Consider the following 13,885-nt stretch of genomic DNA (forward strand, 5'->3'; position numbering starts at 1 on the left):
ACTTGTCGTTCGAAGCTTTCCGCGCCGAGATCGGCCGGCTCGCCGACGTGCTTTGCGCCGTCAACCTCCTGCAATGGGACACCCGCACGATGATGCCGCCGGGCGGCGTCGAGGGACGCGCTCACCAGCTCGCGACCCTGACCTCGCTCGCCCGCGAGATCGCGACGGGGCCGGCGCTGAAAAGCGCGATCGAGCGGGCCCGCGATACGCTGGCCGGCGGCGGTTCGGACGCGGAGCGCGACGAGGTCGAGTTCGCCGCCGGTGCGATCGCGACGCTGGAGCGTATCTCGTCCCGCCTCGTGTCCGAGGCGGCGGAGCTGAAGACGCGCGCCAACGCCGCATGGATCGAGGCCCGGCGCGAGGACGATTTCGCCGGCTTCGCGCCGTTCCTGCAGCGTACGGTGGAGTTGCAGCGCGACATCGCCGCCGCCATCGGCTCCGAGGGCCACCCCTACGACGCGCTCATCGGCACCTACGAGCCGTGCATGACGCTCTCCCGCCTGCGGCCCCTCCTCGACGAACTGCGCACCGAACTCGCGCCGCTTCTCGCGAAGGCGCGCGACCTGAACTCCGGCGTCGACCTCGCGATGAAGCGCTTCCCGGTCGAGCGGCAGAAGCTTTTCGCGAAGGAGCTGGCGGGCCGGCTCGGCTACGACTTCGCGCGCGGCCGGCTCGACGACACGGTGCATCCGTTCGAGATCTCGATGACGCGCGGCGACGTGCGCATCACCGGCCGCTTCCGCGAGGAGTGGCTGCCGGCCGGCATGTTCGGCGTCTGGCACGAGGTCGGCCATGGCCTCTACGAGCAGGGCATCGCGCCGGAACTGACCCGCTCGGCCTTCGCGATCGACTTCGTCAACCTCTACGCGGTCGGCGGCACCAGCTTCGGCATGCACGAATCGCAGTCGCGGCTGATCGAGAACCGCGTCGGGCGCTCGCGCCGCTTCTGGGAACTGCATTTCGGCCGCTTGCGCGACGCCTTCCCGGACGAGCTCGCTGGGGTCTCCGAGGCCGGCTTCTGGCGCGCCGTCAACGCCGCCCGCCCCGGCCCGATCCGCGTCGAGGCGGACGAACTGACCTACGACCTCCACATCATGCTGCGCGTCGAGATCGAGGCGGCGCTGATCGCGGGCGAGATCGAGGTGCGGGACCTGCCCGGCCTCTGGCGCGAGCGCATGCGCGACCTCCTCGGGATCGAGGTTTCCACCGACCGCGAGGGCGTGCTGCAGGACGTCCACTGGTCCTCGGGCATGATCGGCTCGTTCGCGACCTACACGCTCGGCAACGTCATGGGCGCGCAGCTCTTCGAGGCGGCGACGCGGGACCGCGCCGTTTCGGCCGGCATCGACGGCGGCGACTACGGGCCCCTGCGCGATTGGCTGGGACACCACATCCACCGGCACGGGCGGCGCTTCCCGGCGGAGGCGCTGCTCGAGCGGGCGACGGGCGAGGCGCTGTCGACGCGCAGCTACCTCGCGGCCTTGCGCGCGAAGGTCGACGGGCTCGCGGCCTGAGACCGCGCGAGCCGCGCCGGCTCATGCCACGCCGCTGAGCGTCCGGACGAAGCGGGCGGTGCGGGGATCCTTGGGCGCGCGGAAGATCGCGTCCGGGCCGCCTTCCTCGACGATGCCGCCGTCCTGGAGGAAGGCGACGTGATGCGCCATCCGGCTGGCGAGGCGCAGGTCGTGCGTCGCCATCAGCATCGTCGTCCCCTCGCCGGCGAGCGCTCCCAGCACCTCCACCACTTCCGCCGCGAGTTCGGGATCGAGCGCCGAAGTCGGCTCGTCGCAAAGGAGCAGCTTCGGCGAACCGGCGAGCGCCCGCGCGATCGCGACGCGCTGCTGCTGGCCGCCCGACAGGGTGGCGGGCCAGCTATCGGCTTTCGCTGCCATCCCGACCTTGGCCAAGAGCTCCATGGCGCGTGCCTTCGCCCGGTCCTGCGGCCAGCGCAGCACCGTCACCAGACCTTCGGTGACATTCTCGAGCGCGGTGCGGTGCGGGAAGAGCTGGAAGTTCTGGAACACCATGCCGGTGGCGCGGCGGACGGCCAGCACGTCCTTCGGGGCGGGGCGGCTGCGCGGGTCGAAGCGCAGCGACAATCCTTCGAGCTCGAGACTGCCGGCTTCCGGCATCTCCAGGAGGTTCGCGCAACGCAGCAAGGTCGACTTGCCGCTGCCGGACGGACCGATCAGCGCCGTGACGCGGCCCGGCGCGACGGTGAGGTCGACGCCCTTCAGGACGGTGTTGCCGCCGAAGCGCTTCTCGATGCCGGCGAGACGGATCACGCGCGCGCCTCCCCGTAGCCGCCATAGGTCGCCAGCCGCCGCTCCAGGCGGTTCTGCAGCGACGACAGGATGGACGAGAAGACGAGGTAGATCAGCGCCGCCTCGATATAGAGGATCAGCGGCTCGTAGGTGACGGCGACGATCCGCTGCGCCTCCTGGAAGAGTTCCGGCACCGTGATCGCGGCGGCGAGCGAGGTGTCCTTGACGAGCGAGATGAACGAGTTCGACAGCGGCGGCACCGCGACCCGAACCGCCTGCGGCACGACGGTGCGCCGAAGCGCCTGCGGCCGCGTCATGCCGATGGCGTAGGCCGCCTCCCACTGACCGTTCGGGATCGACAGAAGGGCGGCGCGGATGATCTCGGAGGCGTAGGCGCCGACGCTGAGCGAGAAGCCGATCAGCGCGGCCGGAAAGGCGTCGATCAGGATGCCGACGCTCGGCAGGCCGTAGAAGATCACGAAGAGCTGGACGAGGAGCGGCGTGCCGCGGATGAACCAGACGTAGAAGCGCGCCACCGCTGCGATCGGGGCCGGTGCGAAGAGCCGTGCCACGGCGACGAGGAAGCCGAGCGCGAGGCCGAAGGCGAAGGACAGGATCGCCAGCGGCACCGTGAAGGTCAGCCCCGCCCGCACGAGCGGCCAGAGCGAATCGAGCATCAGCTGCAAGAAAGGCGGCAAGGTCGTTCGATCCCTCCGGCGGGCGGCGCGGACCGATCGTCCTCGCCTGTCCCGCCCTTCGGCGCTGCTCGAAAACTAGGAGAATTCGCGCCTCAGCGCGATACGTCGGCGCCGAAGTACTTCTGCGAGATCGCGTCGTAGGTGCCGTCCGACTTGATCTCGGCCAGCGCCTTGTTGATCGCCGCGACGAGATCGGGATTATCCTTCTGGACGATGATGCCGGAAGCCGCCGCCTCGTCCTGTGTCGCCACGATCGCGACGGGAGCGTCCGGCTTGTGCTTGGCGAAGTCGAGGAAGGACAGGTTGTCGTTGATCGTGGCGTCGGCCCGGCCGGTCAGGACGAGCTGGATCGACTGATCGAAGCCATCGGTGCCGACCAGCGTCGCGCCGGCCCCTTCAGCGATCTTCCCGTAGTTCGAGGTCAGCGACTGCGCCGCGCGCTTGCCCTTCAGGTCGGCGAAGGACTTGATGTCCTCGTTGCCTTTCTTCACGATCAGCACCGCCTTGGAGACGATGTAGGGATCGGAGAAGTCGTAGCGGGCCTTGCGCTCCTCGGTGATGCCGACCTGATTGATGACGGCGTCGTAGCGGTCGGCCCCGAGACCGGCGATGAGGCCGTCCCACTTGCCCTCGACGAAACGTGGCTCGACGCCGAGACGCTTGGCGACCTCGCGGCCGATCTCGACGTCGAAGCCGACGAGCTGGCCGGACGCGTCGTGGAAGGTGAAGGGCGCGTAGGTCCCCTCCGTGCCGATCCGCAGCGTCTTGGCGGCCTGGATCTCCTTCAGGCTGCCGGCCGACGCGGCGTCGGCGAGGCAGGCGATGGCCGCGAGGGCGAGAGCGAAGCGTTTCATGTCGCAGAGAACCTTCCGGGAATCGAGCCGCGACCATCGGTTCGGCGGGCGGCGTTCTCAAGCAAGAAAATCGCGCTCCGGCTAAGGTTCGGGAACGATCCTTCTCATCGAAGCGGGTTCACGCCGTCGAGGCGCGGATCAGGACACGAGACGCCGCAGGCAGGACCGCAGCCAGCCGACGGGCCGGCGGCGGGCGGTCGCGGATCGTTCGCCGCTGCCAGCGAGGGCAAGGGCGGCGGCCTGCGCCGCCGTCCGGTCGAAGCAGGCCGCCAGCATGGAGGTCCCGCGCCCATCCGGTTCGTGGTCGTTCATGGCCGTCCCTTCATCATCGGCGCATGCTGACCGGCAAGTCCTATCGGATCGTTCGCATCGCGCAGACGTGAACGGTGCGTCGCCAGATCACGAACGGATCGAGGCGCGCCGCGGTCCGCATCTGTCTTCCGCACGCTCAATGGTGTCCCGTGCCAGTGCGGGACGTCCGAAGCGCCTGCAGGATATCGGCAAGGAGCGAACGTTCCTCGATCGAGCCGTTGTCGATGCGCTCCTGCAGGCGTTCCACGGCGCCGTCATAGCCGAATCGCCGTTCCAGCCGATACGCGCAGCAGCGCGTGAACTTGGTCGTCAGGTGCTTCATGCGCGAAGCTACGGAGGACGGGACGATTCGGCTTCCGCAATGCAATATGAATCCGCCGTCCGGCTCGCGCGCCGGATGGTGAGATAAATCGCCGCGGCCCATCCCGATCGAGAGATCTTGCGGGCGTCCGTTCGGTTAGGACGGTTTGTCGAGCGCCAGAAGCGAGGCGTCGAGAGCCGCCATCGATGCGTCCAGATCGTCGCGTTGCGCCTGGAGGACGCTGCGCTGGTGCTCGAAGACCGCGCGCAGACCTTGCGTGCGCTGGAGCTCGGAGCCGGTGCCGAGATAGGCGTTGACGATCTGGCGGATCTCGGTGAGCGAGAAGCTGAGAAGCTTGCAGAGCAGGATCAATCGCAGCCGCCTGCGGTCGTCCTGCGAATAGAGCCGCGTCGTGCCGCGGCGGGCAGGCTGCAGGAGGCCGCGCGCCTCGTAGAAGCGCAGGGAACGAAGCGAGATCCCGAACTCGTTCGCGAGATCGCCGATGCGGTACACGGCCTTCAGTTCGTTTGCCGCGTCCGTCATGCCGAGCAGGCGCTCGACGGAGAGTTCCTCGTCCTGACCGGCGGTCCCTGTGTCGTCGTCCGATGAATTGCGCATGCCTGGCATACCTGCTGCGGCTATTCGGAAACACCAACGGTTGTGCCGATGTTCCTGATACCGCCGTAGACGTCAATGATTTGCGCGGCTTCCAGCATGGTGAAGCCGAAGGTCTGCGAGAGGATGGCGAGCCGCAGCCGCCGCCGGTCGAAGCGTGAATAGAGACGCCGGATGCCCTGCCGGACCGGGCTGACGAAACCCTTCCTCTCGTAATCCCGCAGGGTGCAGTGCGTGACGCCGAATTCTCGCTTGAGCTCTCCGGCCCGGTAGAGGTCGCGCATGTCGGCTTTGCCGGCGTTCAATCCGAGGAGCGTTTCGACGCTCACGGCATCCTTCGAGGTCGAAACCGTCTCGCCCGGACTTTTCGAGGCCTGCATCCCGTTCGCTGCTTTCGTTAGAGGGCAGCCGTCCAGCGCCCTCACGAGTCATCTTGCAGTTAGCTAAGAAACAGATGTGCTCCGTGAAAGTCGAGCGTTCTTTTCAGCTCAGGGAATGCCGAGCCAGTTCTTCCAAAGCATCGAGAATATCCTGCAGCAAATGCTCGTCGTCGGCGTCGGCCTCGGCCAATCGCTCCGCGACGCGCTGTTGCGCGCCCTTGATGCCGTAGACTTTCGCCAGTTCCTCGGCTGCGCGGCGCGCGAAAAGCCGCGGCAGGGTATCCGTCCATGATATAGCCATGCCATAAGTTGACTGAGCAACTGAGGCGTGTCTATCGCCTTGTTAACAAACCGTTAATCGATATCGTTAACGGGTGCGGCGAGACTTGGGCACCCTCCGCGCCACGCTGGAGCGTCTTTCGGCGGAGGCTGTGGAAAACGATCCGGCTTCGCGACAAGGCGGGCTCCCGCCGCGGCGATTCGGGATTTCCCGTCCCGAATCGCCGCTATTCCTTCGCCGATCCTGTCGACGCGGCGACGATCGCAGACATATCGCCGGCGGATGGAGAACGATGGAGCGGGGCGCGGCGTGCTTCGGCTCCGTTGCGATCCGCCGATGCGGAGGAGAAGCGGATTTGACGAACACCGATTATCGCGAGATCGACCTCGCCGGCCCGTTCGCGCTGACGGCTCCTTCGCGCGGCATCGCGGCGACGATCCGGCTGCCGGGCGACGTGCACTCCGCGCTGCTCGAAGCCGACCTGATCCCCGATCCCTATTTCGGCGAGAACGAGACGGCCGTGATGTGGGTGAACCAGACGGAATGGAGCGTCGAGCGACGCTTCGCGGCGAGTGCCGACGACATCGATGGCCATCTGACGCTGACGCTCGCCGGGATCGACTGCGTCGCGACGGTGATCCTCAACGGCGAGCCGGTGGCTGCCGTCGACAACGCCTTCCTGCGCCACGATATCGACGTGACGGGCAAGGTCCGGGCAGGCGAGAACACGCTTCGCATCGACTTCGCCGTCGCCCGCGACGTGGCGCGGGCGCGCTACGAGGCGCACCCTTTCCATATCCCCTACTCCGCGACGAACCAGAAGGTCGGGCACCTCAACTTCATCCGCAAGGCCGCCTGCCATGCCGGCTGGGACTGGGGCATCTGCCTGCTGCCGGTCGGCGTCTACGGCCGCATGGCGCTGCGCCGCTCGCGCCTCGCGCGGCAGGACAGCGTCACGGTCGAGCAGGAGCACGGGCCGGACGGGGTGCGCCTCGCGATCGAAACCCGTTTCCACGCCTTCACCGAGGGCACCGCGACGCTGCGCCACGAGATCGACGGGCAGCGGATCGAGGAAGAGGTTCGCGTCCGCGCCGGCGAGAACCGCTTCAGCCACGCGGTGACGATCCGGAACCCTCGGCTCTGGTGGCCGAACGGCCAGGGCGAGCAGCCGCTCTACGAACTCGCCACCACGCTCGACGGCGAGCGGACGGTGCGGCGGATCGGGCTTCGCCGATTGGAATGGGTGGTCGAGCCGGACGCGGTCGACCATTGCTTCAAGGTGCGTATCAACGGCCGCGACGTCACGGCGATGGGCGCGAACTGGATTCCGAACGACGCCCTGCCGGCGCGGATCACGCCGGCGGCGGTGCGGGACGTCCTCGAAAGCGCCGCGGCCGCCAACATGAACATGATCCGCGTCTGGGGCGGCGGGCAGTACGAGCCGGACTTCTTCTACGAGAGCTGCGACGAGCTCGGCCTCCTCGTCTGGCACGACTTCATGTTCTCCTGCATGCCCTACCCGTCGGACCCGCCTTTCCTCGCCAGCGTCAGGGCGGAAATCACGCAGCAGGTCCGGCGGCTGCAGCACCACGCTTGCGTCGCGCTCTGGTGCGGCGACAACGAATGCATCGGCTCGATCGGCTGGTACCCGGAAACCCGCGCCAACCGCGACCGGTTCGTCGCCAACTACGACCGGCTGAACAACATGCTCGGCGAGATCGCCGCAGCCGAGGATCCGGGCCGCCGCTTCTGGCCGTCCTCGCCCTCGCTCGGCTATCTCGACTTCGCCGACGGCTGGCACGCCGATTCGCGCGGCGACATGCACTACTGGGACGTCTGGCACAGCGCCAAGCCCTTCGAGGCCTATCGCGAGCAGCACCCGCGCTTCGCCTCGGAGTTCGGCTTCCAGAGCTTTCCATCAATGCCGGTGATCGAGTCGTTCGCCACCCCGGCGGACCGCAACCCGTCCTCGCCGGTGATGGAGACGCACCAGCGCAATGACGGCGGCAACGCCCGCATCCTCGAGACGATGTGCCGGTACTTCCGTTTCCCGAAGGATTTCGACGAACTCGTCTTCCTCAGCCAGGTGCAGCAGGGCCTCGCGATCAAGACCGCCATCGAATACTGGCGCTCCACCAAGCCGCGTTGCATGGGCACGCTCTACTGGCAGATCAACGACACCTGGCCCGTGGCGAGTTGGTCGAGCCTCGACTACGGCGGCGGCTGGAAGCCGATGCACTATCTGGCGCGGCGCTTCTTCCTTCCCATCAACGTCGTGGCGGTGCCGGACGCGGGCACCGGCGACATCCTGCTTCGCGGCATCAACGACACGGGGGACCCGGCGCGCATCCGGCTTAGCGTCGAGGCGGTCGGGATGGACGGCAGGAGGCGCACCGTTCATTCCGGCGAGGCGGAACTCTCGCCGGATGCGGCGCAGGAATGCGGGCGCATCCCGGCGGCGAGCCTTGCCGCGGGCGAGTTCCTGTTTTTCGCCTGGACGGACGCGCGTGGGCGCACGATCGGCGAGAACGACTTCTTCCCGCGCGCCTACAAGACCTACGACCTGCCGCAAGCGAGCGTTACGGCCCGCTGGGACGGTGCGGACGGCGAGGTGCCGGCGCTGGTCCTGTCGACCGATCGGCCCGCCTTCTTCGTCACCGTCACCACGGAAACTGCCGGGCGGTTCTCCGACAACGTCCTGACGCTGCTGCCGGGCCGAGAAACACGCCTCGCTTTCCAGCCGAAAAGCGACGGAGCACCGGGTGACGCAGGGTCGCGACCGGAAGTCCGCGTGCGGCATCTACGGCAGACGTTCTGGTGAGCCCACGACCCTGGCCACCCGCCAACAAGGGCATGCGTGCCGAACAAATGGGCATGTTCAACGACGCATCATTTCGCTTGACCCGCCCGCCCGGCTGACGCAAGCTCGACGACGATACCGGCCCCGGATGCCGGACGGCAATCGAGCCCCGTTGGTCCCGCGCGAGCCTTTCCGGCCGCCCGGGACGGCGGGGCTTTTTCGTTGGGATCGAGCGTTTCCTTGAAGCGGCGGATCGAAATCGGCGTCCTGTTCTCGCGCTCCGGCAGCTACGAGCTGCTTGGCCGCGCCTGCCGGGACGGCGCGCTCGGCGGCGTCGCGGCCGTCAACGCCGATCCGCGCCGGGAAATCGAGTTCGTGCCGGTCGAGCGCGATCCGGGCGGGCGGATCGAGGCTTATGCGCCGCTCTCGGCCGAAATCCTCGGCACGACCGCGGCTCGCCACATCGTCGGCTGCATCACCTCCTGGAGCCGCAAGGACGTCATCCCGGCGTTGGAGAAGGGAGGCGGGCTTCTCTGGTATCCCGCGCCCTACGAGGGATTCGAGGCGAGCGACCACGTCGTCTATATGAATGCCGCGCCGAACCAGCATCTCGTGCCGCTGGTGTCGCACGTCGCGTCGCGCTACGGCCGCGACGCCTTCCTCCTCGGCTCCAACTACATCTGGGGCTGGGAGATGAACCGCATCGCCCGCGATCTCGTCGCGGATGCCGGCGGCGAGGTGCGGGGCGAGCGCTACCTGCCGCTCGGCGACACGGACGTTTCGCGGCTCGTCGAGGAAATCTGTGCGACCGCGCCGGACTTCGTCCTGAACAACCTGATCGGCCCCTCGTCCTACGCCTTCTTCGAGGCCTATGCCGCGCTCGGCGAACGGGACGAGCGCTTCCGGCCGGAGCGGCGACCGGTGGTCTCCTGCAACCTCACCGAAGCCGAACTGCCGTCGATCGCGCCGCACGGGGAGGGGCACCTCTCCTGCCTGCCCTTCGTCCACGATGATCGGGCAGGTCCGCGCTCGTCCTTCGAGGCGGCGGCGCATGCGGCGGTGACCGCGCTCGCCGACGCGATCGAGCTCGCCGGCACCGACGAGCCGGGCGCCGTGCGCCACGCGGCGGCGAGCCGGCCTTTCGACACCGTGCTCGGCCGCATCCGGATCGACGCGGCGACGCAACACGCGAGCCTGCCCTTTCGGATCGGGCGCATCCGAGGCGAGCGTTTCGAGGTGGTAGAGGCGAGCGCCGGCTCGATCGATCCCGACCCGTACCTCTCCCGCTACGACCCCGCGACGACGTTCCGCCCCGCCTTGAGGCTGGTGCGATGACCCGCCGCCCCCGTATCCCGAATCTCGGTGGCGCGACGGTGATGGTGCTGCACCGCCCGCATCCCGACGTCGAGGCACTCTGCCGCCAGCTCGCCGCCATCGGGCTGGAGGCCGCGACGAGCTGGCCAGACCTGCCCGCTTCCGCCGGCGGCGCCGACTTCCTGTTCTTCGACGTTGATCTCGGCTTCGACGAGCAGTTTCCGTGGAAGCCGGGCGAGGCGCCGATGCCGCTCGTCGCGCTGATCGGCTCGGAAGCGCCCGGCCGCATCGAATGGGCGCTGTCGCGGCAGGCGGACGCGCAGGTGGTGAAGCCGGTCGGCAATGCCGGCATCTATTCGGCGCTGCTGATCGCGCGCCGCGCCTTCGACGAGAGGAAGCGCCTCGCCGTCGAGATCGCCGCTTTGAAGGCGCGCGTCGCCGAGCGGCAGACGATCGTGCGCGCCGTGGTCGCGCTTTCCGCCGCTGCCACCGACGAGGCGCAGGCCTATGCGCAGTTGCGCACCCTCGCGATGAGCTGGCAGGTGACGGTGGAGGAAGCGGCGCGGCGCGTCGTGGAGCTCAAGAACACGGAGGCCGCGCGTGAGCGTTCTCGCCGGGCCTGACGCCGCGACCGTGCCGCCATCGGCTCCGGTCGGAAGCGAGGGCGTCGTGCGGCGGCTCCTGCGCCGCAGGCTGGCCGTCCTCGGCCTCCTCATCATCGCGCTCGTCGTGGTGTCGGCGGCGCTCGCGCCGCACGTCGCGCCCTACGATCCGAACGAGCAGTTCTTCGACGGCCTGACGCTCGAAGGCTCGCCGCTGCCCCCTTCCGGGAAATACTGGCTCGGCACCGACCTCCTCGGCCGCGATCTCCTGTCGCGCATCCTCTACGGCGCGCGGAACTCGCTGATCATCGGCGTCGTCGCCAACGGCGCGGCGCTCGTCATCGGGACGCTCGTCGGGGGCGTCGCCGGCTACTTCCGTGGGCTCGTCGGTACGGTACTGATGCGCTTCACCGACCTGATGATGGCCTTCCCCGCCCTCCTCCTCGCGATCTGCCTCGCGGCGGTGCTCCGCCCGAGCCTCTGGATCGTCGCGCTCGTGATCGCGCTGGTGAACTGGGTGCAGGTGGCGCGCGTCGTTTATTCCGAAACCCGTTCCTTGAGCGAACGCGAGTTCGTGGCCGCCGAGAAGACGCTCGGCGCGTCCTCGGCCCGCATCCTGTTCCGCCACGTCCTGCCGCACCTGACCTCGACCGTCATCGTCTACGGCACGCTCGGCATCTCGACGACGGTACTTCTGGAGGCGACGCTCTCCTTCCTCGGCGTCGGCGTGCAGCCGCCGGACGCCTCCTGGGGCAACATCATCTTCGAGAACCAGACCTACTTCCAGTCGGCGCCCTGGCTGGTGTTCTTTCCAGGCGCGGCGATCCTCCTCCTCGCGCTCGCCTTCAACCTCGTCGGCGACGCGCTCCGCGACGCGCTCGACCCGACCGAGGAGGGGCGCGGCTGATGCTGGTCTATCTCCTCCGCCGCCTCCTCCAGGCCGCCCTGATCCTTCTTGGCGTCAGCCTCGTCACCTTCGCCCTCCTCTACCTGCTACCGGCCGATCCCGCGCGGCAGATCGCCGGGCGCACCGCCTCGGCCCAACAGGTCGCGAACATCCGCGCGCAGCTCGGCCTCGACCAGCCCTTCTTCGTCCAGTACGGGCGATATCTTGGCGGTCTCCTGCAGGGCGATCTCGGGCGTTCCTACCTGCAGCGCTCGGAAGTCTCGGCGCTGATCGCCGCGCGCCTGCCGGCGAGCCTTCTCCTCATGGTCGCGGGGATCGCCTGCGAGCTCGCCCTCGGCCTCTCGCTGGGCGTCGCCGCGGCGGTCAGGCGCGGCCGGCCCGCCGACCATCTCGCCATGGTCGGCTCGTTCGTCACCGTCTCCGCCCCACAGTTCGTGGTGGGGCTGCTTCTCCTCTACGTCTTCGCGGTGAAGCTCGGCTGGTTCCCGATCGGCGGCTACGGCTCGTTCTCGCACCTCGTCCTGCCGGCGCTGACGCTCGGCGTCCTCGGGGCCGGCTGGTACTCGCGCATGATGCGCTCCTCGATGGTGGACGTGCTCAGGCAGGACTACATCCGTACCGCGCGGGCCAAGGGCCTCCGGCGCTGGACCATCCTCTGCCGCCACGCGCTGCCGAACGCGATTCTGCCGGTGATCGCGATGATCGGCATCGACATCGGCCTCTTCATGAGCGGCATCGTCGTGGTGGAGAGCGTCTTCGGCTGGCCCGGCATCGGTCAGCTCGCCTGGCAGGCGATCCAGCGCGTCGACCTGCCCGTCATCATGGGCGTGACTCTCGTCTCGGCGATCGCGATCGTCCTCGGCAATCTTCTCGCCGACATGGTCGCGCCCTTCGTCGACCCTCGCATCAAGCTCCAGTAGACCCAAGAAAGGACCGACCCATGACGTCTCTTCTGAAGCGCAGCCTCGCGGCGCTTGGCCTCGGCACCGCGATCCTGGCGACACCGACGATCGCCGCGGCGCAGTCCGGCGGCTCGATCACCGTCACCTACAAGGACGACATCGCGACGCTCGATCCGGCCATCGGCTACGACTGGCAGAACTTCTCGATGATCAAGGCGATCTTCGACGGGCTGATGGACTACGAGCCGGGCACCGCGAAGCTGCGGCCGGGTCTCGCCGAGAGCTACGAGATCTCAGCCGACGGCAAGGTCTTCACCTTCAAGCTCCGGGACGGCGTGAAATTCCACAACGGCCGCGCCATGACGGCCGACGACGTGAAATATTCCTTCGAGCGCACCACCAACCCGAAGACGCAGTCGCCGGGCGCGGGCTTCCTCGGCTCGATCGAGGGTTTCGACAAGATGCAGTCGGGCGAGGCGACGGAGCTTTCGGGCGTCAAGGTTCTCGATCCGAAGACGGTGCAGGTGACGCTGTCGCGGCCCGACGCGACATTCCTGTCCGTCATGGCGCTGAACTTCTCCTTCATCGTGCCGAAGGAGGAGGTCGAGAAGTCGGGCGCCGATTTCGGCCGCAACCCGGTCGGCACCGGCGCCTTCAAGCTCAGCCAGTGGACGCTCGGCCAGAAGCTCGTGCTGCAGAAGAACCCCGACTACTACCGCGAGGGCGCGCCGAAGCTCGACGAGATCAACTTCGAGATCGGCCAGGAGCCGGTGGTGTCGCTGCTCCGCGTCCAGAACGGCGAGGTCGACGTCCCCGGCGACGGCATCCCGCCGGCGAAGTTCCGCGAGGTGATGGGCAACGCGGCGGAAGCCTCGCACGTCGTCCAGGGCGTGCAGCTCCACACCGGCTACATCACCATGAACACGACCAAGGCGCCGTTCGACGATTTGAAGGTCCGGCAGGCGGTGAACATGGCGATCAACAAGGACCGCATCGTCCAGATCATCAACGGCCGCGCCACCCCGGCGAACCAGCCGCTGCCGCCGACGATGCCGGGCTACGTGAAGGGTTTCGCCGGCTACAAGTACGACGTCGAGGGCGCGAAGAAGCTCCTCGCCGAGGCCGGCCATCCGGACGGGTTCGAGACCGAGCTCTTCGTCGCCAACGTCGACCCGCAGCCGCGCATCGCGCAGGCGATCCAGCAGGACCTCGCCGCGGTCGGCATCAAGGCCTCGCTGCAAAGCCTCGCGCAGGCGAACGTCATCGCGGCGGGCGGCTCGGCCGACGGTGCGCCGATGATCTGGTCCGGCGGCATGGCCTGGATCGCCGACTTCCCCGATCCGTCGAACTTCTACGGTCCGATCCTCGGCTGCTCCGGCGCGGCGGAAGGCGGCTGGAATTGGGCGAAGTACTGCAACAAGGCGCTCGACGAGAAAGCCGCCGCCGCGGACGCCATGGTCGACCCGGCGAAGGCCGAGGAGCGCGCGAGCGCCTGGGGCGAGGTCTACAAGGGCGTGATGGCCGACGCGCCCTGGGTGCCGGTGTTCAACGAGAAGCGCTACACGATGCGCTCCGACAAGATGGGCGGCGACGATGCGCTCTATATCGACCCGGTCAACACGCCGATGAACTACAAGTACGTCGAGGCCAAATGAT

At 68.2% G+C, this 13,885-nt stretch carries 15 protein-coding genes; 8 read left to right on the forward strand and 7 right to left on the reverse strand.

Translation table 11 applies throughout. The features are described 5' to 3' along the window. Nucleotides 1-2: 2 nt before the first annotated feature. Complete coding sequence (locus F6X38_RS19810; RefSeq protein ID WP_150972797.1) at nucleotides 3-1,514, forward strand: carboxypeptidase M32; 1,512 nt, start codon at nucleotides 3-5, stop codon at nucleotides 1,512-1,514. A 21-nt stretch (nucleotides 1,515-1,535) separates the two neighbouring features. Here F6X38_RS19810 and F6X38_RS19815 read toward each other — a convergent pair whose 3' ends face one another. From F6X38_RS19815 to F6X38_RS19840, 7 genes are all read right to left on the reverse strand, one after another. Continuing rightward, a complete protein-coding gene (locus F6X38_RS19815) occupies nucleotides 1,536-2,285 on the reverse strand; it encodes an amino acid ABC transporter ATP-binding protein (RefSeq protein WP_150972799.1) in 750 nt (249 codons plus the stop codon). Continuing rightward, the gene (locus tag F6X38_RS19820) at nucleotides 2,282-2,962 is read right to left on the reverse strand and encodes an ABC transporter permease subunit (protein WP_150972801.1); all 681 of its coding nucleotides are present in this window, start codon (nucleotides 2,960-2,962) and stop codon (nucleotides 2,282-2,284) included. Before F6X38_RS19820 ends, F6X38_RS19815 begins: the two co-directional genes overlap by 4 nt. A gap of 92 nt (nucleotides 2,963-3,054) precedes the next feature. Continuing rightward, nucleotides 3,055-3,816 (reverse strand): amino acid ABC transporter substrate-binding protein, encoded by a 762-nt coding sequence (locus tag F6X38_RS19825; protein ID WP_150972803.1) that lies wholly within the window; start codon nucleotides 3,814-3,816, stop codon nucleotides 3,055-3,057. A gap of 138 nt (nucleotides 3,817-3,954) precedes the next feature. Beyond that, nucleotides 3,955-4,128 (reverse strand): hypothetical protein, encoded by a 174-nt coding sequence (locus F6X38_RS23510; protein WP_161992839.1) that lies wholly within the window; start codon nucleotides 4,126-4,128, stop codon nucleotides 3,955-3,957. 136 nt (nucleotides 4,129-4,264) lie between these two features. After that, nucleotides 4,265-4,552, reverse strand: coding sequence for a hypothetical protein (locus tag F6X38_RS23515; protein WP_161992840.1), 288 nt, complete (start codon nucleotides 4,550-4,552; stop codon nucleotides 4,265-4,267). 33 nt (nucleotides 4,553-4,585) lie between these two features. Beyond that, nucleotides 4,586-5,047, reverse strand: coding sequence for a MerR family transcriptional regulator (locus tag F6X38_RS19835; RefSeq protein WP_161992841.1), 462 nt, complete (start codon nucleotides 5,045-5,047; stop codon nucleotides 4,586-4,588). 20 nt (nucleotides 5,048-5,067) lie between these two features. Continuing rightward, entirely contained in the window at nucleotides 5,068-5,373 is a 306-nt protein-coding gene (locus F6X38_RS19840) for a MerR family transcriptional regulator (protein WP_161992842.1), read from the reverse strand. A 166-nt stretch (nucleotides 5,374-5,539) separates the two neighbouring features. Between F6X38_RS19840 and F6X38_RS19845 the strand changes: the two genes are divergently transcribed. The 7 genes from F6X38_RS19845 to F6X38_RS19875 all read left to right on the forward strand — a co-directional run bounded on the left by F6X38_RS19845 (nucleotide 5,540) and on the right by F6X38_RS19875 (nucleotide 13,884). Then, complete coding sequence (locus F6X38_RS19845) at nucleotides 5,540-5,716, forward strand: hypothetical protein (RefSeq protein WP_161992843.1); 177 nt, start codon at nucleotides 5,540-5,542, stop codon at nucleotides 5,714-5,716. Between the two features lie 343 nt (nucleotides 5,717-6,059). Then, nucleotides 6,060-8,525, forward strand: coding sequence for a beta-mannosidase (locus F6X38_RS19850; RefSeq protein WP_150972814.1), 2,466 nt, complete (start codon nucleotides 6,060-6,062; stop codon nucleotides 8,523-8,525). 219 nt (nucleotides 8,526-8,744) lie between these two features. Next, nucleotides 8,745-9,839: a transporter substrate-binding protein gene (locus tag F6X38_RS19855; RefSeq protein ID WP_150972816.1), complete on the forward strand. Its 1,095-nt coding sequence runs from the start codon at nucleotides 8,745-8,747 to the stop codon at nucleotides 9,837-9,839. Continuing rightward, on the forward strand, nucleotides 9,836-10,441 hold the full coding sequence (locus F6X38_RS19860; protein WP_150972818.1) for an ANTAR domain-containing response regulator: 606 nt from the start codon (nucleotides 9,836-9,838) through the stop codon (nucleotides 10,439-10,441). Before F6X38_RS19855 ends, F6X38_RS19860 begins: the two co-directional genes overlap by 4 nt. A gap of 10 nt (nucleotides 10,442-10,451) precedes the next feature. Next, nucleotides 10,452-11,327, forward strand: a complete 876-nt coding sequence (locus tag F6X38_RS19865) for an ABC transporter permease (protein WP_161992853.1) — start codon at nucleotides 10,452-10,454, stop codon at nucleotides 11,325-11,327. Then, on the forward strand, nucleotides 11,327-12,247 hold the full coding sequence (locus tag F6X38_RS19870) for an ABC transporter permease (RefSeq protein ID WP_150972822.1): 921 nt from the start codon (nucleotides 11,327-11,329) through the stop codon (nucleotides 12,245-12,247). The genes F6X38_RS19865 and F6X38_RS19870 overlap by 1 nt, the downstream gene beginning before the upstream one ends. Nucleotides 12,248-12,267: 20 nt before the next feature. After that, the gene (locus F6X38_RS19875) at nucleotides 12,268-13,884 is read left to right on the forward strand and encodes an ABC transporter substrate-binding protein (protein ID WP_150972824.1); all 1,617 of its coding nucleotides are present in this window, start codon (nucleotides 12,268-12,270) and stop codon (nucleotides 13,882-13,884) included. Nucleotide 13,885 lies beyond the last annotated feature (1 nt).

The organism is Plantimonas leprariae (assembly GCF_008802405.1).
Taxonomy (GTDB): domain Bacteria; phylum Pseudomonadota; class Alphaproteobacteria; order Rhizobiales; family Rhizobiaceae; genus Plantimonas; species Plantimonas leprariae.